Here is a 17843-nt window from a genome sequence, read left to right on the forward strand (position 1 = left end):
AGGTACGGGCATGACCGTCACGACGTCCAACCCCGCCGGAGGCGGCAGCGCGGCCGTTCCGCCGGAAGATCTCGTCTCGCTGACGATCGACGGCATCGAGATCTCCGTCCCCAAGGGGACGCTGGTCATCCGGGCCGCCGAGCTGCTCGGCATCGAGATCCCGCGGTTCTGCGACCACCCTCTCCTCGACCCGGCCGGCGCCTGCCGCCAGTGCATCGTCGAGGTCGAGGGCCAGCGCAAGCCGATGGCGTCCTGCACCATCACCTGCACCGACGGCATGGTCGTCAAGTCGCAGCTCACCTCGCCGGTCGCCGAGAAGGCCCAGCGCGGTGTGATGGAGCTGCTGCTGATCAACCACCCGCTGGACTGCCCGGTCTGCGACAAGGGCGGCGAATGCCCCCTGCAGAACCAGGCCATGCAGGTCGGCGACCCGGACACCCGCTTCGAAGGCCGCAAGCGCACGTACGAGAAGCCCGTGCCGATCTCCACACAGGTGCTGCTCGACCGTGAGCGGTGCGTGCTCTGCGCCCGCTGCACCCGCTTCTCCAACCAGATCGCGGGCGACCCGATGATCGAAATGCTCGAGCGGGGCGCGCTCCAGCAGGTCGGCACGGGTGAGGGCGACCCCTTCGAGTCGTACTTCTCCGGCAACACCATTCAGATCTGCCCGGTGGGCGCGCTGACCTCGGCGGCGTACCGGTTCCGCTCCCGCCCCTTCGACCTGGTCTCCTCGCCGAGCGTGTGCGAGCACTGCGCCGGCGGCTGCGCGACCCGCACCGACCACCGGCGCGGCAAGGTCATGCGGCGCCTCGCGGCGGAGGACCCCGAGGTCAACGAGGAATGGCTCTGTGACAAGGGGCGCTTCGGCTTCCGTTACGCGCAGAAGCCGGACCGGCTCACGAACCCCCTCGTACGCAATGACGAAGGCGTCCTTGAGCCGGCGAGCTGGCCCGAGGCGCTGGAGGCGGCGGCCCGCGGGCTGAGCGCGGCCCGTGGCCGGGCCGGTGTCCTCGTGGGCGGCAGGCTCACCGTCGAGGACGCCTATGCGTACGCCAAGTTCGCGCGGGTCGCCCTCGACACCAACGACGTCGACTTCCGGGCGCGCGTGCACAGCAGCGAGGAGGCCGACTTCCTGGCCGCCCGCGTTGCCGGGCGGGGCCGCGATCTGGACGGCAGCGGCATCACCTACACCTCCCTGGAGAAGGCCCCGGCCGTACTGCTGGCCGGGTTCGAGTCCGAGGAAGAGGCGCCCGGAGTCTTCCTGCGACTGCGCAAGGCGCATCGCGGGCACGGCCAGCGCACCTTCGCGCTGGCCACACACGCCACCCGGGGTCTGGAGAAGGCGGGCGGCACGCTGCTGGCCGCCGCCCCCGGCACCGAGACCGAGTGGCTGGACGCGCTGGCGGCCGGCACCGGTCTGGAGGGCGATGGGGCCGAGGCGGCCGAGGCGCTGCGCTCCGAAGGCGCGGTGATCGTGGTCGGCGAGCGGCTCGCGGCGGTGCCCGGCGGACTCACCGCCGCCGTACGGGCCGCCACCGCGACCGGTGCCCAGCTGGTGTGGATCCCGCGCAGGGCGGGTGAGCGCGGCGCCATCGAGGCGGGCGCGATCCCCTCGCTGCTGCCCGGCGGCCGCCCGGCCACCGACCCGCGGGCCCGTGAGGAAACCGCGGCGGCCTGGCGCGTACGCGAACTCCCGCACCGCTACGGCCGCGACACCGGCCAGATCGTCGAGGCCGCGGCCACCGGTGAACTGGGCGCGCTGCTGGTGGCGGGCGTCGAGATCGCGGACCTGCCCGACCCGGCGCGCGCGCGGGAAGCACTCGACGCGGTCGGGTTCCTGGTCTCTCTGGAGCTGAGGCCGAGCGAGGTCACCGAGCGCGCGGACGTGGTCTTCCCGGTCGCGGCCGTCGCCGAGAAGCCGGGCACGTTCCTCAACTGGGAAGGCCGGGCGAGGCTGTTCGAGGCCTCGCTCAAGCCGGAGCAGATGACGCGCCGACTGGCGCCGAGCGACGCGAGGGTGCTGCACATGCTCGCGGACGCGCTCGACGTCAGCTTCGGCCTGCCGGACCTCAAGTCCGTACGCAGGGAGCTGGACCGGCTCGGCGGCTGGGAGGGCCCCCGGGCCACCGAACCGTCGGAGCCCGCGCAGTCCCTGCCCCGGCCCGGCGAGGGCGAGGCGGTCCTCGCGGGACACCGGCTGCTGCTCGACCAGGGTCTGCTGCAGCAGGGCGACGAGGCGCTGGCGGGTACTCGCCATGCGGCGGTCGCCCGGCTTTCCGCGACGACCGCGGCCGAGACGGGTGTCAAGGACGGCGACGTCCTGGCCGTCAGCGGCCCGGCCGGCTCGGTCCGGCTCCCGCTCCAGGTGAGCGAGATGCCCGACCGGGTGGTGTGGCTGCCACTGAACTCGGTGGGCGGCGGCGTCATTTCGGACACCGGCGCTGTCCCCGGACAGCTCGTCCGCATCGGCCCGGCGGCCGCCGCTACCGACGCAGCGGAGGTCCAGTCATGACCGCCCTCACCGCGGTCGCGGGCCGCGGGCCGCGCAACGCGGTCGCCCGGCCCCGTACCCACGTCGTCAGGCCGGGCGCAGCCCTGGCCGTCCCCGCAACGGAGGTGCGAGCGTGACTGCCCTCGCCCATATCGCGGAAGCCCAGCGGAGCGTCCTCGCGGCCGAGGACCTGTCGATGTTCGGGCGCGATCCCTGGTGGCTCGTCGTCATCAAGGCAGTGTTCTGCTTCGCCTTCCTGATGATCACCGTGCTCTTCTCCATCGTGTGGGAGCGCAAGGTCGTCGCCTGGATGCAGCTGCGCATCGGCCCCAACCGGCACGGGCCCTGGGGCATGCTCCAGTCCCTCGCCGACGGCATCAAGCTGATGCTGAAGGAAGACGTCATCGTCAAGCGCGCGGACAAGGTCGTCTATGTCCTCGCGCCGATCGTCGCCGCGATCCCGGCCTTCATGGCGATCGCCGTGATCCCCTTCGGCCCGGCGGGCAACGAGATCTCGATCTTCGGCCACCGCACCACGATGCAACTCACCGACCTGCCGATCGCGATGCTCTACATCCTCGCGGTCGCCTCGGTCGGCATCTACGGCATCGTCCTCGCCGGCTGGTCGTCGGGCTCGACGTATCCGCTGCTCGGCGGACTCCGTTCCTGCGCGCAGATGATCTCGTACGAGATCGCCATGGGCGCGGCCTTCGCCTCCGTCTTCCTCTACTCCGGGTCGATGTCGACCTCGAAGATCGTCGAGGCGCAGGCGGACCGCTGGTACATCATCCTGCTGCCGGTCTCCTTCATCATCTACATCGTCACGATGGTGGCCGAGACCAACCGCGCCCCCTTCGACATGCCGGAGTCCGAGGGCGACCTCGTCGGCGGCTTCAACACCGAGTACAGCTCGATCAAGTTCGCGATGTTCATGCTGGCCGAGTACGTCAACATGGTCACCGTCTCGGCGGTCTCGGCCACCCTCTTCCTGGGCGGCTGGCGGGCTCCGTACCCGGTCTCCACCTTCTGGGAGGGCGCGAACCACGGCTGGTGGCCGATGCTCTGGTTCGTCATCAAGGTCCAGCTGCTGCTGTTCTTCTTCATCTGGCTGCGCGGCACGCTGCCCCGGGTCCGCTACGACCAGCTGATGAAGCTCGGCTGGAAGGTCCTGATCCCGGTATCGGTGGTCTGGCTGATGCTGGTGGCGACCGTACGGGCGCTGCGGAACGAGAACTACGACTTCCAGCAGATCGTGCTGTACGTCGGCGGCGCGGTGATCGCGGTGCTGCTGCTCTCCTTCGTCGCAGACATGTTCCGCGGCAAGAAGGAGAAGGAGGCGGAGGCCGCCAAGGGCGAGCCGCCGGCCTTCGACCCGATGGCGGGCGGTTTCCCCGTACCGCCACTGCCGGGACAGACCCTGCCGCCCGTGCCCCGCCGACGCCCGCGCCATGAGCGCGAGTTGATTGTCAGTGGTGGCACCGGCAGCGACATTTCCGGGGACCCCCGAACCCCCGGGGCGAGTGACGGAAAGGAGGCTGACGGTGTCTGAGGAATCCGAGGACAAGTTCCAGAATCCGGTTGCCGGCTTCGGCGTGACCTTCAAGGCCATGTTCAAGAAGCGGCTGACCGAGCAGTACCCGGAGGAGCAGAAGGTCACGGCGCCGCGCTTCCACGGCAGGCACCAGCTCAACCGCCATCCCGACGGGCTCGAGAAGTGCATCGGATGCGAGCTGTGCGCCTGGGCCTGCCCGGCGGACGCGATCTATGTGGAGGGCGCGGACAACACCGACGAGGAGCGCTACTCCCCGGGTGAGCGCTACGGCCGCGTCTACCAGATCAACTACGCCCGCTGCATCCTGTGCGGACTGTGCATCGAGGCCTGCCCGACCCGGGCGCTGACGATGACGAACGAGTTCGAACTGGCCGACAGCAGCCGCGAGAACCTCATCTACACGAAGGAGCAGCTGCTCGCCGGACTCGAGGAGGGCATGGTCGACTCCCCGCACTCGATCTTCCCGGGCACGGACGAGCAGGACTACTACCGGGGCCTGGTCACGGAGGCCGCCCCCGGCACGGTCCAGCAGGTCGCAGCCTCCAAGGAGGAGAAGCACGAGGAGGTGGACGTATGAACACGCTTGCCGCCTCCACCACATCGACGGGTGAGGCCTTTCAGTTCTGGGTCCTCGGCACCATCGCCGTTATCGGGGCGTTCGGCACGATCCTGATGAAGCGGGCCGTGCACAGCGCGCTGAGTCTCGCCGGAACCATGATCATTCTGGCGGTCTTCTACCTCGCCAACGGCGCGTACTTCCTCGGTGTCGTCCAGATCATCGTCTACACCGGCGCGATCATGATGCTCTTCCTCTTCGTCGTCATGCTGGTCGGTGTCACCGCGGCCGACTCGCTCAAGGAGACGCTGAAGGGCCAGCGCTGGTGGGCCGCCGCCTGCGGGCTCGGCTTCGGCGTACTGCTGATCGCCGGAATCGCCAATGCCTCGCTGAAGACCTTCAACGGTCTCGGCGCGGCCAACAGCGCACACGGCGGCAATGTCGAGGGACTGGCCCGGCTCATCTTCACCAAGTACGTCTTCGCCTTCGAGATCACCGGCGCGCTGCTGATCACGGCGGCCGTCGGAGCGATGGTGCTCACGCACCGGGAGCGCACCGAGCGCGCCAAGACGCAGCGCGAGATGTCCGAGGAGCGCGTACACGGGAAGCAACTGCCGCCGCTGCCCGCGCCCGGTGTCTACGCCCGGCACAACGCCGTGGACATCCCCGGTCTGCTGCCGGACGGCACCACGTCGGCGCTCACCGTCAGCAAGACACTGCGGGAGCGCGGCCAGATCCGCGATGTGTCGAGCGACGCGCTGAACGACCTCAAGGCGCTGGAGCAGCGCTCCGAGGAGCGGCTCGGGCGTGACCGGGAGTCGCAGGAATCGCAGCCATCGCGCAAAGGGGAGGTCGCGAAGTGAATCCCGTCAACTATCTGTATCTCGCGGCGCTGTTGTTCACCATCGGCGCCGCCGGGGTGCTGATCCGGCGGAACGCGATTGTCGTCTTCATGTGCGTCGAGCTGATGCTCAACGCCTGCAACCTCGCGTTCGTCGCCTTCTCCCGGATGCACGGCAATCTCGACGGCCAGATCATCGCCTTCTTCACGATGGTCGTCGCCGCCGCGGAGGTCGTGGTCGGGCTCGCGATCATCGTGTCGCTGTTCCGTTCCCGCCACTCGGCCTCGGTCGACGACGCCAGCCTGATGAAGCTGTAAGGGGTCGCTGAATCGTGGAGAACCTGATTGCGCTGCTCGTCGCGGCGCCCTTGCTCGGAGCGGCGGTCCTGCTGTGCGGCGGGCGGCGGCTCGACCGCAGCGGCCACTGGATCGGCACGCTGTTCGCGGCCGTTTCGTTCGTGATCGGCGCGGTGCTCTTCGTCAACATGCTGGGCAAGGGCGCGGAGGAACGCACCCTGCACAGCACGCTGTTCAGCTGGATCTCGGTGGGGGACTTCCAGGCGGACGTCGCCTTCCAGCTCGACCAGCTGTCGATGACATTCGTCCTGCTGATCACCGGTGTGGGTTCGCTGATCCACATCTACTCCATCGGGTACATGGAGCACGACGAACGGCGACGCCGCTTCTTCGGCTATCTGAACCTCTTCCTCGCGGCGATGCTGCTGCTCGTCGTCGCCGACAACTACCTTCTGCTGTACGTCGGCTGGGAAGGCGTCGGTCTCGCCTCGTATCTGCTGATCGGCTTCTGGCAGCACAAGCCCAGCGCGGCGACCGCGGCGAAGAAGGCATTCCTCGTCAACCGCGTCGGCGATATGGGTCTGTCGATCGCGATCATGCTGATGTTCACCACCTTCGGGACCTTCGCCTTCGGGCCCGTGCTGCAGTCGACCGGTGAGACGAGCGAGGGCAAGCTGACGGCCATCGGCCTGCTGCTGCTGCTCGCGGCATGCGGCAAGTCCGCCCAGGTGCCGCTGCAGTCCTGGCTCGGCGACGCGATGGAGGGCCCGACTCCGGTCTCGGCCCTGATCCACGCGGCGACCATGGTGACCGCCGGCGTGTACCTCATCACCCGGTCCGGCGCGATCTTCAACGCTGCGCCGGACGCACAGTTGGCGGTCGTGGCCGTCGGCGCGGTGACGCTCCTCTTCGGTGCGATCGTCGGTTGCGCGAAGGACGACATCAAGAAGGCGCTGGCCGGTTCGACGATGTCGCAGATCGGCTACATGATCCTGGCGGCGGGCCTCGGTCCGATCGGCTACGTCTTCGCGATCATGCACCTGGTGACGCACGGCTTCTTCAAGGCCGGGCTCTTCCTCGGCGCCGGATCGGTCATGCACGGCATGAACGACGAGGTCGACATGCGCAAGTACGGCGGCCTGCGGAAGTACATGCCGATCACGTATGTCACCTTCGGTCTCGGCTACCTGGCCATCATCGGCTTCCCGGGCCTCTCCGGCTTCTTCTCCAAGGACAAGATCATCGAGGCGGCCTTCGCCAAGGGCGGCACGGAGGGCTGGATCCTCGGTGGCGTGGCCCTGCTGGGCGCGGCCATCACCGCGTTCTACATGACCCGCGTGATGCTGCTTACCTTCTTCGGTGAGAAGCGCTGGCAGCCCGACGCGGAAGGCAATGAACCGCATCCGCACGAGTCCCCGAAGTCGATGACCATCCCCATGATCGTCCTGGCCTTCGGATCGGTCTTCGCCGGCGGATTCTTCAGCATCGGCGACAGGTTCCTGAAGTGGCTGGAGCCCGTCACCGGGCACGCGCACGGAGACTCGCCGCTGAGCGTGGCCACGATCACCGGAGCGACCATGGTCTGCCTGGTCATCGGCGTCGCCATCGCCTGGGGGATGTACGGACGCAAGCCGGTGCCGGTGCTCGCGCCGCGCGGCTCGCTGCTCACCCGGGCCGCCCGCCGCGATCTCCTCCAGGACGACTTCAACCATGTGGTCCTGGTCCGCGGTGGCGAACACCTCACCCGCTCCCTGGTCTACGTCGACCACACCCTGGTCGACGGCGTGGTCAATGGCACGGCCGCTTCGTTCGGCGGCCTTTCGGGCCGGCTGCGCAAGCTGCAGAACGGCTACGCCCGCTCCTATGCGATCTCGATGTTCGGCGGTACTGCGATCGTCATCGCCGCGACCCTGCTGATGAGGGCGGTCTGAGATGTCCTTCCCGATCCTGACGGCCACGGCGGCGATCCCGGCGATCGGCGCCATCGCCACCGCCGCCGTGCCGGCCGCGAGGCGCAACGCCGCCAAGTGGCTGGCGCTGCTCTTCTCGCTCGCCACGCTCGTACTGGCCGCGGTCGTGCTCGTACGTTTCGAGCCCGGCGGCGCCCGCTATCAGCTCACCGAATCCCACACCTGGATCAAGGACTTCGGAGTCCGGTACGAACTGGGCGTGGACGGCATCGGGGTGGCGCTCCTGGCGCTGACCGCGCTGCTGATCCCCTTTGTGATCCTGGCGGGATGGCACGATGCCGACCCCCTGGAGACAAAGAGTTCGCGCTGGCGCCCGACCCAGGGCTTCTTCGCGATGATCCTCGCCGTCGAGGCGATGGTGATCCTCTCCTTCGAGGCCACCGACGTCTTCCTCTTCTACATCCTGTTCGAAGCCATGCTCATCCCGATGTACTTCCTCATCGGCGGCTTCGGGGACGGGGCGCACGCGGGCGGCGACGAGGCGGCGGCGACCCAACGGTCGTACGCGGCCGTGAAGTTCCTGCTCTACAACCTGGTCGGCGGCCTGATCATGCTGGCCGCGGTCATCGGGCTCAATGTCGTCGCCGGTAGCTTCTCGCTCAGCGAGATCGCCGCGGCGCGGGCGAACGGCACGCTGGACATGTCGACCAACACGGAGCGGCTGCTCTTCCTCGGCTTCTTCTTCGCCTTCGCGATCAAGGCGCCGCTGTGGCCGCTGCACACCTGGCTGCCCAACGCCATGGGCGAGGCGACCGCGCCGGTCGCGGTACTGATCACCGCGGTCGTCGACAAGGTCGGCACCTTCGCGATGCTGCGCTTCTGCCTCCAGCTGTTCCCGGAGGCGTCCAAGTGGGCCACGCCGGTGATCCTGGTGCTCGCGCTGATCAGCATCGTCTACGGAGCGCTGCTCGCGGTCGGCCAGCGCGATATCAAGCGGCTGGTCGCCTACGCCTCGATCTCGCACTTCGGCTTCATCATCCTGGGCATCTTCGCGATGACCACCCAGGGCCAGTCGGGCGCGACGCTCTACATGGTCAACCACGGGATCTCGACCGCCGCGCTGATGCTGGTGGCCGGCTTCCTCATCTCCCGGCGCGGCTCGCGGCTCATCGCGGACTACGGCGGAGTGCAGAAGGTCGCCCCGGTGCTCGCCGGCACCTTCCTGATCGGCGGTCTGGCGACGCTCTCCCTACCGGGTCTCGCGCCGTTCGTGAGTGAGTTCCTGGTTCTCGTCGGCACGTTCTCGCGCTACCCGGTGGCCGGGATCGTCGCCACGATCGGCATCGTGCTCGCCGCGCTCTACACCCTCGTCCTCTACCAGCGGACGATGACGGGCCCGGTGAAGGCCGAGGTGTCGAAGATGCCGGACCTCAGGGCCCGTGAGCTGGTGGTGGTCACGCCGCTGATCGCACTGCTGCTCTTCCTCGGCGTCTTCCCGAAGCCGCTGACGGACATCGTCAACCCGGCGGTGGAGCACACGATGTCCGATGTACAGAAGAAGGACCCCCAGCCCGAGGTGGAGGCGGCCAAGTGAGCACTACAGTTGTCCACAGCCTGTGGACGACGGCGGCCGAGCCGATCGACAAGATCCCGGCCCCGAGTGTCGAGTACGCCCAACTGGCACCCGCGCTGATCGTCGTCGGCGCCGCCGTCGTGGGTGTGCTCGTGGAGGCCTTCGTCCCGCGCAAGGCCCGCTACCACGTGCAGGTGTTCCTCACCGTCCTCGCCCTGATCGCCGCTTTCGCCGCGGTCGTCGGGCTCGCGGCCGGCGGATACGGCACCACAAAGGCGCATATCGCGGCGATGGGCGCGATTGCGGTCGACGGTCCGGCCCTCTTCCTGCAGGGCACGATCCTGCTGGCGTCGCTGGTCGCCGTCTTCACCTTCGCGGAGCGCCGCCTCGACCCGGAGGCACACGGCAACCGCATCGACTCGTTCGCCGCGCAGGCCGCGTCCGTGCCCGGCAGCGACAGCGAAAAGGCCGCGGTCAAGGCCGGGTTCACCACCACCGAGGTCTTCCCGCTGGCGCTCTTCGCGATCACCGGCATGCTGGTCTTCCCGGCCGCCAACGATCTGCTGACGCTCTTCGTGGCACTGGAAGTCTTCTCGCTCCCGCTCTACCTCCTGTGCGCCGTCGCCCGCCGCAAGCGGCTGATGTCGCAGGAGGCCGCGGTGAAGTACTTCCTGCTCGGCGCCTTCTCGTCGGCCTTCCTGCTGTTCGGTATCGCGCTGCTGTACGGGTACGCCGGCTCCGTCTCGTACGCGAAGATCGCGGACGTCGTCGACGGCAGCGTCCGCACCATCGACCCGGCGCTCGCCGACACCATGGGGAACGACGCGCTGCTGCTGATCGGCGGCGCGATGATCCTGGCGGGGCTGCTCTTCAAGGTCGGCGCCGTGCCGTTCCACATGTGGACGCCGGACGTCTACCAGGGCGCGCCGACTCCGGTCACCGGTTTCATGGCCGCGGCCACCAAGGTCGCCGCGTTCGGCGCGCTGCTGCGGCTGCTGTACGTCGTGCTGCCGGGGCTGAGCTGGGACTGGCGGCCGGTCATGTGGGCCATCGCGATCGTCACCATGCTGGGCGGTGCGATCGTCGCGATCACGCAGACCGACATCAAGCGGCTGCTCGCGTACTCCTCGATCGCGCACGCCGGATTCATCCTCGCCGGTGTCATCGCGACGACGCCCGACGGTATCTCGTCCGTCCTCTTCTACCTGGGCGCGTACTCCTTTGTGACGATCGGCGCGTTCGCGGTGGTCACGCTGGTGCGGGACGCGGGCGGCGAGGCGACACATCTGTCCAAGTGGGCGGGGCTCGGGCGGCGTTCACCGCTGGTCGCCGCGGTCTTCGCGGTGTTCCTGCTCGCCTTCGCCGGCATTCCGCTGACCTCCGGCTTCACCGGAAAGTTCGCGGTCTTCAAGGCGGCGGCGGAGGGCGGCGCGGGTGCACTGGTCGTGATCGGTGTGATCTCGTCCGCGATCGCCGCGTTCTTCTACATCCGGGTCATCGTGCTGATGTTCTTCAGCGAGCCGAAGGCGGACGGCCCCACGGTCGCCGTGCCGTCGCCGCTGACGATGACGACGATCGGCGTGGGTGTGGCGGTGACGCTGGTGCTCGGTGTGGCGCCGCAGTACTTCCTGGACCTGGCGAGCCAGGCGAGCGTGTTCGTGCGGTAGCGGTCCGGGGCCTGCTCTGGCGCTCGCCGTGGTGTCTTCGTTTCAACGACGCCACGGCGAGCGCTTCTTCATGCCGCGACGAGCGCGCCGGGTCTCGCGCAGCCGCGACAGCGGCCCGGCTCGGCGGCCAGGCAGGCGCGGTCGCGTCAAGCCGCCGAGGAACGCCCATCTGGCGATGCATCATCAGGCTGGTGGCTGTCGTGCGCGATGAAGGCAAACGCCGAGGTGTTGCCGTCCAGGTCGATCGTCAGCGACGCGTCCAGGGCTTTGGCCAGGCGAGTCAGCAGAGGCAGGGTCGGTACGGAGTCGCCGCCCTCGATGTTGGAGATCTGCGGCTGCGTCATCTCGGCCCGCCGAGCCAGTTCAGTCTGTGACAGCCCGAGTTCGGTTCTGCGGTCGTAGACGGCCTCGCCGAGTGCGAACGCGTACCCGACCTCGATGTAGGCCGGGGATTCCTTGACCGTCTCGCCCAGGAGCTTCCTGGTCCGGCGGGTCTTCCACTGGGAGTGGTTCATGGGCTCTCCTCCTTGATCCGGTCGTAGCTGTGCTCGGCGGGGCCGTGGTCCGCCTGGCACACCTTCTGGGCCTTCTGGGCACGCTCCACCTCAGCGGCCTCGCGCTGTCTGGTCTTGCGGAACACGGTCAGCAGCACGATGCGCTGATCGGGGGCGAGCCAGTACGTGATGCGCACGGCGTTGCCGTCCATGGTGAAGCGCGCCGGACCTCCGGCTCGACCTCAATCTGCCAAGGTTTGCTCACGGACGAGAGTATGCAGAAATCGATATAGCGCACCTGGCCGATGTTGGCGTTCGGGCCCCAGGGGTGGGATGGCGTCGGCGGCCATGGACGACGTCTGAGAAGTGCTGGAATGCTGTCACGCACCCGTCCGACCAGCGTCGGAACCGCCCCGCGCAATCCGGTGGGGGCCAGGTCGGGGCGCGAGATCAAACTCGGCCCACACGGTTTTGCAGGGCGCGGGGCCCGGGGTGACGCCCCACCGGTCGGCGAAGGCGTCGACGAGGATGAGGCCGCGTCCGGACTCGTCGTCACCGGGTTGCCGGGCGACGGGGAGACGGTCACCGCGGGTGTCGGTCACCTCGATACGGAGAGTGCCCTCGGCGGCGGTGAGGGCGAGGCGGAAGTCCCGTCCCGGTACGCGGCCGTGATGCGCGGCGTTGGTGGCGAGTTCGGCGACGACGTGGGCCGTCGCCTCGAACGGCACTCCCCAGGAGCGGAGTTGCTCGGTCACCAGCAGACGGGCGAGACGGGCGCCTCTGCGGGTGGCGGAAAGCTGCACGCTGAACTGGCGGACGGTGGTGCCGGCTTGGGTGATTTCTGGGTTCACGTAACTCAGCGTGGCCGTGCGTGAGTAGCCTGAACAGTGATGACGCCGATGCGTATGGTGACTGTCAGGGGGCTGTCCAGGCCTGTACAGGCTGTCCACCGTGACATTCCGGCCGTGGGCGGCGTTGGGGACAGGCACCTGGGAGGTGGGCGCGCATGGACGTGGGCGGTGACGGTACGGGGTACGCGGACGGGGCGGACGAACCCGGCTGGGATGTTGACCCGGACGATGAGTCCAGCGCGGTCGTGGCGGCACTGGGTCACCAGATCAGACTCTGGCGGGAGTCCGCGGGGCTACGGCCGGCCGAGTTCGGGGCGGCAATCGGGTACGGCGAGAACTTGATCTACAAGGTGGAGGCCGGGAAGCGCATCCCGAGGCCCGAGTTTCTGGAGAAGGCGGACGAAGTCCTGGGCGCGGGCGGAAAGATCGCCGCGATGAAGAAGGACATCGCGGAGGCGCGATACCCGAAGAAGGTCCGGGACCTGGCGAAGCTGGAGGCGCAGGCGGTCGAGGTCGGAGCGTACGGCAACCACAACCTGCACGGCCTACTCCAGACCGAGGAGTACGCGCGGGCACTGATTGAGACGTGGCGGCCCGCGTACTCGAAGGACGAGGTGGAGCGAATGGTGGCTGCGCGTATGGCTCGACGGCCGATCTTCGACCGGTCCCCAGCTCCCGCGCTCACATTCGTCCAAGAAGAGGTGACCCTCCGCCGCCCGATCGGAGGCAGAATGGTCCTGCGCAAGCAGCTCGAACGCCTGTTGGAGGTAGGCCAGTTGCGGAACGTCGAGATCCAGGTGATGCCGACCGACCGTGACGACCACGCCGGAATGGGCGGTCGGATCCAGGTGCTGAAGTTCAAGGACGGTTCGGCGATGGGCCACGACGAAGGCCAGCTCACCAGCCGTCCGATCTCCGATCCGAAAGAGCTCCGGATCCTTGAGTTGCGGTATGGGATCATCCGGGCCCAGGCTCTCACCCCACGGGAGTCACTGGCCTTCATCGAGAAAGCGCTGGGAGACACATGACCGACAAGCCCTCCGCTGTGGACGGCACCGGGCTGGACTGGTTCAAGAGCAGCTACAGCGACAGCAGTAACGGCAACGATTGCGTCGAGGTCGCGACCACCCCCGGCACGGTCCACGTCCGCGACTCCAAGAACACCCAGGGCCCCCGGCTCGCGTTCACCGCAGCCCAGTGGGCGGCTTTCGTGACGTACACGTCCAAGCCCTGACCCACAGGGGGACCTGAGGGCCCCCGCACGGCGTCGTTCACGACATGCCCCGTCGTCTCGGTGGCGTGCGGAGCCCTCGCACACCACCGACCGGCTACTCTTCGGCGGCCCTGCTTCGACGGGGCTTGATCTGAGCGAGGTCGAGGTCAACGGGGAAGGGGACGGAGACCTTCATCCGGTCGTGGAAGATGCCGGTGCTGGTGTACGCCCCCGTGGCCGGCTCCAGCTCGAAGACATGGACCACAGCCCGGCCGTCCACGTCCTCCACCCGCCAGTAGTGCGGGATCTCGGCCCGTGCGTACTTCACCGGCTTCGTCTCGCGGTCGCGGGTCACAGAGTCGGTGGAGACGACCTCGATGGCCAGCACCACGGAATCGGCGGGCAATCGGGTCTGCTCCGGGTCCTGGACGACATCCCCGCGCACGACGATCACGTCGGGCTCTGGGCGGTTCCAGCGGTCGATGTCGATAGTGAATCGCGCGAAGACTTCCAGATCCTGCGGCGAGACCGACTCCAGTTGCCTGCTGAAGAAGCCGATCGCGCGCTCATGAAAGAGGGTCTGCGGAGTCGGGAAGACGAGGCTCGTGTCGATGAGTTCCGTATGCGGAGGCAGATTCGGAAGCCGGTCCAGGTCATCGGCGGTCCAGCCGTTCAGGGGCGGGGTGGGCCAGCTGGGCTCCGGGGCCCCGGGGCTGCCGCATATTGGTGTTCCCATGGGACGGGAGTCTCGCGGGCCTGTCCCGTGCAACCTGGGGGAAGTAGATCAGGCTCCTGCGCACGGATGAAGGCGTCACGTCGCGTTGACGCGCCCAGCGTGTGGGCTAGCGTCGGCGGCCATGGACGACATCTGGCAGTTGCTGGAGTGCATTCACGCGCCCGTCTACTTCGCGCCGGAGACGGGGCCCGTCTATTCGGCCGCCGGGGACGGGCTCAACGGCTTCTGGATGGGGTACTTCGCCTCCCGGGCGGCCGCGCTCGGCGCGGTGTCCCCGGACGTGGTGACGGCGGCCTTCTACAACTTCGCGCCGGCCAGGGTCGCCCGCGCTCTCCCGGATGCCTGGCACCGCTGCGCGCCCGAGGCAGTCCTGGCCGCCCGGCTCGAGGTGGCCGACCAGGCTCTGCGCCGACTGCTCGGGGAACTCGCGGACAGTCCCCAGGTGGCCGAAGCCGCGAACCTCGCGTGCCGGGCGGTCGAGGCCCTGCCCGCCGCCGGGCGGGTCCTGTTCTCCGCGCACGCCGCGCTGCCCGTGCCCGAGCAGCCCCATCTGGCGCTGTGGTGGGCCGCCACCGCGTTGCGGGAATTCCGCGGTGACGGTCATGTCGCCGCCCTGGTGACCGCCGGGGTGGACGGCTGCGAGGCCAATGTGATCACGGTGGCGCTGGGCCTCGCCCCGCCCGAGCAACGCCTCAATCGCGGCTGGGCAGAGGCCGAGTGGCAGACAGCGGAGGTACGGCTCCGCGACCGTGGCGTACTCGCGCCCGACGGTACGCTCACTGCCCAGGGCCGCCTCGAGCGGGATGCGATCGAGGCGGCCACCGATCGGCTCGCCCGCCCGCTCACCGACGCGCTGGGAGCGGACGGGACGGCCCGGCTGGCCGGGTGCCTGCGTCCGCTCGCCCGGCGGATCGTCGAGGCGGGAGGGGTGCCGTTCCCCAATGCGATGGGGCTGCCGCCGCTCAGGCCGGAGTGACCGCCCGGGAGGCGTAGGCGCGGACGTCCGCGTCCGGGTCGGTGACCGCGGTGGCGAGTGCGGCGCGGGCGTCCTCGCGGGCGGAGTGCTTGAGCAGGGCCAGCACGGCCTGCTTCCGGACATCGGCGTTCGGGTCGCCGACGGCCTTGGCCAGGGCGGGCACGGCCACTTCCGGATCCGCCGCGCCCAGCGCGGTGGCGGCTCCCGCGCGGACCTGCCAGGACGGGCCGGCCAGCGCGGTGACGGCCGCGACGGCGTACGGCGCGGGGCAGCCGGCGGTGGCGAGCGCGGCGAGTGCCGCCGCGCGGACGAGGATGTCCGGGTCCTGGACCAGGGGCTCCAGGGCCTCCGGGTCGTTCAGGCTGCGCGCCACGGCGACGCGGACCTCGCGGGCGGGGTCGGTGGTGGCGCGGGCGACGACATCGAGGGCGTCCACCGACACCAGAGCGCGTACGGCCTCGATGCGCACCTCGATGTCCGGGTCGTCGAGCGTACGGGCATAGGAGGCGGCGTCGCCCAGGCGCAGCGCGCGCAGCACATCGAGCGCGGCGGCCCGGACCTGAGGGTCGTCGTTGCCGAGCGCCCCGGTGAGGCTCCGGGACAAGTCGGGCTCCGGGGGCAGGACTTCGACGAGCTCGCGCAGGGATGCCGCGGCGGCGGTGCGGACGCCGGGGTCCGAGTCCGCGAGTGTCGCGGCGAGCGCCGGGCCGGTACCCGGCGGGACGGTCTCGGTGAGTGCGGCGATCGCGGCGCGGCGCACGGCAGGGTCCGGGTCGGTCAGGAAGGGACGCAGCTGGGGGAGTTCGGGCTCCTCCTCGGCGAGGCCGAGAAGCTCCAGGATCCGGGGCGAGTGGGAGGCGTCGACGGCGTCCTGCCGGACCGGGGCGCGGACGCCGGAGCCGACCGGCGCGATGTCCCGGGGGCCCGCCGTGGCGACCTGTTCCGCCTGGACCTCGCCGAGGTGGCGTGATGCACCGCCGGTGGGGGCGTACTCCTCGATGGGGACGAGGTAGGGCGCAACCGGCCGCGCCGTGAACTCCATCGTCCCGGAAGAGGATTTGCGCAGGTCCAGGTGGTGCAGCCAGTCCTCGTCGTCGCGCTGCGGATGGTCCGTACGTTCGTGGTAGAGGCCCCAGCGGGACTCCGTACGGGCGAGGGAGGAGCGGGCCGCCATCTCGGCGCAGTCGCGGATGAAGGTGACCTCGGCGCAGCGCATCAGCTCGTGCGGGGTCTCGGCACCCATCTCCGCGATCTCGCCGCGCATCCGCTCGAAGTGGTCCACGGCGAGGGAGAGCCGGGCGCCGGACTTGGGCGGGGCGACGTAGTCGTTCACGAAGCGGCGGAGTTTGTACTCGACCTGCGGCTGGGGCGGTCCTTCCGGGTTGCGCAGCGGCCGGTAGATCAGTTCGTGGGCGTCGCGCAGCTGGTCTGCGGGCAACTCGCCCTCGTAAGCCCGGTACTGGGACGCGTCGGCGCCCGCCAGATCGCCGAAGACAAAGGCGCCGATCATGTAGTTGTGCGGGACGCAGGCCAGATCACCGGCGGCGTACAGACCGGGCACGGTGGTGCGGGCGTGGTCGTCGACGCGTACGCCCGAGGCCGAGTGGCCGCCGCACAGGCCGATCTCCGAGATGTGCATCTCGACGTCGTGGGTGCGGTAGTCGTGGCCGCGGTTCGCGTGGAAGGTGCCGCGGGTGGGGCGTTCGGTGGAGTGCAGGATGCCTTCGAGCGCGCTGATGGACTCCTCGGGAAGGTGGCTGAGCTTGAGGTAGACCGGGCCGCGGTCGGAGGCGAGTTCGTTCGCGAACTCGGCCATCATCTGGCCCGACCAGTAGTCGGAGTCGACGAAGCGCTCGCCGTGCCGGTTGACCTGGTAGCCACCGAAGGGATTGGCGACGTAGGCGCAGGCCGGGCCGTTGTAGTCCTTGATCAGCGGGTTGATCTGGAAGCACTCGATGCCGGTGAGCTCGGCGCCCGCGTGGTAGGCCATGGCGTAACCGTCACCGGCGTTGGTGGGGTTCTCGTACGTGCCGTAGAGATAGCCGGAGGCGGGGAGTCCGAGACGGCCGCAGGCGCCGGTGGCGAGAATCACCGCGCCCGCTCGTACCTTCACGAACTCGCCCGTACGGGTGTTGAAGCCGGCGGCTCCGACGGCCTTTCCCCCGGCGGTGAGGACCCGTACCGGCATCACCCGGTTCTCGATCCGGATGCGTTCGCGCATCTCGCGGCGGCGCAGCTGCCGGTAGAGGACCTTCTTGACGTCCTTGCCCTCGGGCATGGGCAGTACGTACGACCCGGAGCGGTGCACCTGGCGGACCGCGTACTCGCCGTGTTCGTCCTTCTCGAACTTCACGCCGTACGACTCGAGTCGCTGGACCATGCCGAAGCCGCGGGTCGCCGTCTGACGGACGGTGGACTGGTCGACGATGCCGTCGTTGGCGCGGGTGATCTCGGCGACGTAGTCGTCGGGTTCGGCGCGGCCGGGGATCACGGCGTTGTTGACACCGTCCATGCCCATGGCGAGGGCGCCGGAGTGGCGTACATGCGCCTTCTCCAGCAGGAGGACGTCTCTGCCGTGCTCGGCCGCGGTGAGCGCCGCCATGGTGCCGGCCGTGCCGCCACCGATGACGAGGACGTCGCAGGTGAGCTCCTCGGCGTCGGAGAGAGCGGGAATCTGCACGGTCGT

The 17843-nt window shown here is 69.2% G+C and carries 15 protein-coding genes and 1 pseudogene; 11 read left to right on the plus strand and 5 right to left on the minus strand.

The window, feature by feature from the left end; genetic code table 11:
* Positions 1-10: 10 nt before the first annotated feature.
* The 8 genes from OG966_RS23805 to nuoN all read left to right on the plus strand — a co-directional run bounded on the left by OG966_RS23805 (position 11) and on the right by nuoN (position 10887).
* The gene (locus OG966_RS23805; protein WP_326651832.1) at positions 11-2512 is read left to right on the plus strand and encodes an NADH-quinone oxidoreductase subunit G; all 2502 of its coding nucleotides are present in this window, start codon (positions 11-13) and stop codon (positions 2510-2512) included.
* Between the two features lie 112 nt (positions 2513-2624).
* The gene (gene nuoH / locus OG966_RS23810) at positions 2625-4040 is read left to right on the plus strand and encodes an NADH-quinone oxidoreductase subunit NuoH (RefSeq protein WP_406731213.1); all 1416 of its coding nucleotides are present in this window, start codon (positions 2625-2627) and stop codon (positions 4038-4040) included.
* The gene (gene nuoI, locus OG966_RS23815) at positions 4033-4620 is read left to right on the plus strand and encodes an NADH-quinone oxidoreductase subunit NuoI (RefSeq protein ID WP_326651834.1); all 588 of its coding nucleotides are present in this window, start codon (positions 4033-4035) and stop codon (positions 4618-4620) included. The genes nuoH and nuoI overlap by 8 nt, the downstream gene beginning before the upstream one ends.
* Entirely contained in the window at positions 4617-5462 is an 846-nt protein-coding gene (locus OG966_RS23820; protein WP_326651835.1) for an NADH-quinone oxidoreductase subunit J, read from the plus strand. Before nuoI ends, OG966_RS23820 begins: the two co-directional genes overlap by 4 nt.
* A complete protein-coding gene (gene nuoK, locus OG966_RS23825) occupies positions 5459-5758 on the plus strand; it encodes an NADH-quinone oxidoreductase subunit NuoK (protein ID WP_069927518.1) in 300 nt (99 codons plus the stop codon). Before OG966_RS23820 ends, nuoK begins: the two co-directional genes overlap by 4 nt.
* 14 nt (positions 5759-5772) lie before the next feature.
* Positions 5773-7668, plus strand: a complete 1896-nt coding sequence (gene nuoL / locus OG966_RS23830) for an NADH-quinone oxidoreductase subunit L (RefSeq protein ID WP_326651837.1) — start codon at positions 5773-5775, stop codon at positions 7666-7668.
* A gap of 1 nt (position 7669) precedes the next feature.
* Positions 7670-9241, plus strand: coding sequence for an NADH-quinone oxidoreductase subunit M (locus OG966_RS23835; protein ID WP_326651839.1), 1572 nt, complete (start codon positions 7670-7672; stop codon positions 9239-9241).
* Positions 9238-10887: an NADH-quinone oxidoreductase subunit NuoN gene (gene nuoN / locus OG966_RS23840; RefSeq protein WP_326651840.1), complete on the plus strand. Its 1650-nt coding sequence runs from the start codon at positions 9238-9240 to the stop codon at positions 10885-10887. The genes OG966_RS23835 and nuoN overlap by 4 nt, the downstream gene beginning before the upstream one ends.
* A gap of 146 nt (positions 10888-11033) precedes the next feature.
* On the opposite strand, the gene OG966_RS23845 is transcribed toward nuoN, so the two are convergent.
* The 3 genes and pseudogenes from OG966_RS23845 to OG966_RS23855 all read right to left on the minus strand — a co-directional run bounded on the left by OG966_RS23845 (position 11034) and on the right by OG966_RS23855 (position 12232).
* Complete coding sequence (locus OG966_RS23845; RefSeq protein WP_326651841.1) at positions 11034-11402, minus strand: helix-turn-helix domain-containing protein; 369 nt, start codon at positions 11400-11402, stop codon at positions 11034-11036.
* Positions 11399-11602 (minus strand): annotated as a pseudogene (locus OG966_RS23850) (type II toxin-antitoxin system RelE/ParE family toxin); the annotation flags it as partial. The gene OG966_RS23845 and the pseudogene OG966_RS23850, both read right to left, overlap by 4 nt.
* Before the next feature lie 159 nt (positions 11603-11761).
* Positions 11762-12232: an ATP-binding protein gene (locus OG966_RS23855; RefSeq protein ID WP_326651842.1), complete on the minus strand. Its 471-nt coding sequence runs from the start codon at positions 12230-12232 to the stop codon at positions 11762-11764.
* 155 nt (positions 12233-12387) lie between these two features.
* Here OG966_RS23855 and OG966_RS23860 point away from each other — a divergent pair, with 155 nt between their 5' ends.
* Positions 12388-13260 (plus strand): helix-turn-helix domain-containing protein, encoded by an 873-nt coding sequence (locus tag OG966_RS23860; protein ID WP_326651843.1) that lies wholly within the window; start codon positions 12388-12390, stop codon positions 13258-13260.
* Positions 13257-13466 (plus strand): DUF397 domain-containing protein, encoded by a 210-nt coding sequence (locus OG966_RS23865; protein WP_326651844.1) that lies wholly within the window; start codon positions 13257-13259, stop codon positions 13464-13466. Before OG966_RS23860 ends, OG966_RS23865 begins: the two co-directional genes overlap by 4 nt.
* 94 nt (positions 13467-13560) lie before the next feature.
* Here OG966_RS23865 and OG966_RS23870 read toward each other — a convergent pair whose 3' ends face one another.
* Positions 13561-14181: a Uma2 family endonuclease gene (locus OG966_RS23870; protein ID WP_442806749.1), complete on the minus strand. Its 621-nt coding sequence runs from the start codon at positions 14179-14181 to the stop codon at positions 13561-13563.
* 121 nt (positions 14182-14302) lie between these two features.
* Between OG966_RS23870 and OG966_RS23875 the strand changes: the two genes are divergently transcribed.
* A complete protein-coding gene (locus OG966_RS23875; protein WP_326651845.1) occupies positions 14303-15157 on the plus strand; it encodes an SCO6745 family protein in 855 nt (284 codons plus the stop codon).
* Here OG966_RS23875 and OG966_RS23880 read toward each other — a convergent pair.
* Entirely contained in the window at positions 15144-17837 is a 2694-nt protein-coding gene (locus tag OG966_RS23880; RefSeq protein WP_406731207.1) for a fumarate reductase/succinate dehydrogenase flavoprotein subunit, read from the minus strand. The two genes, OG966_RS23875 and OG966_RS23880, sit on opposite strands and share 14 nt — an antisense overlap.
* Positions 17838-17843 lie beyond the last annotated feature (6 nt).

This window comes from Streptomyces sp. NBC_01750 (assembly GCF_035918095.1).
Taxonomy (GTDB): Bacteria; Actinomycetota; Actinomycetes; order Streptomycetales; family Streptomycetaceae; genus Streptomyces.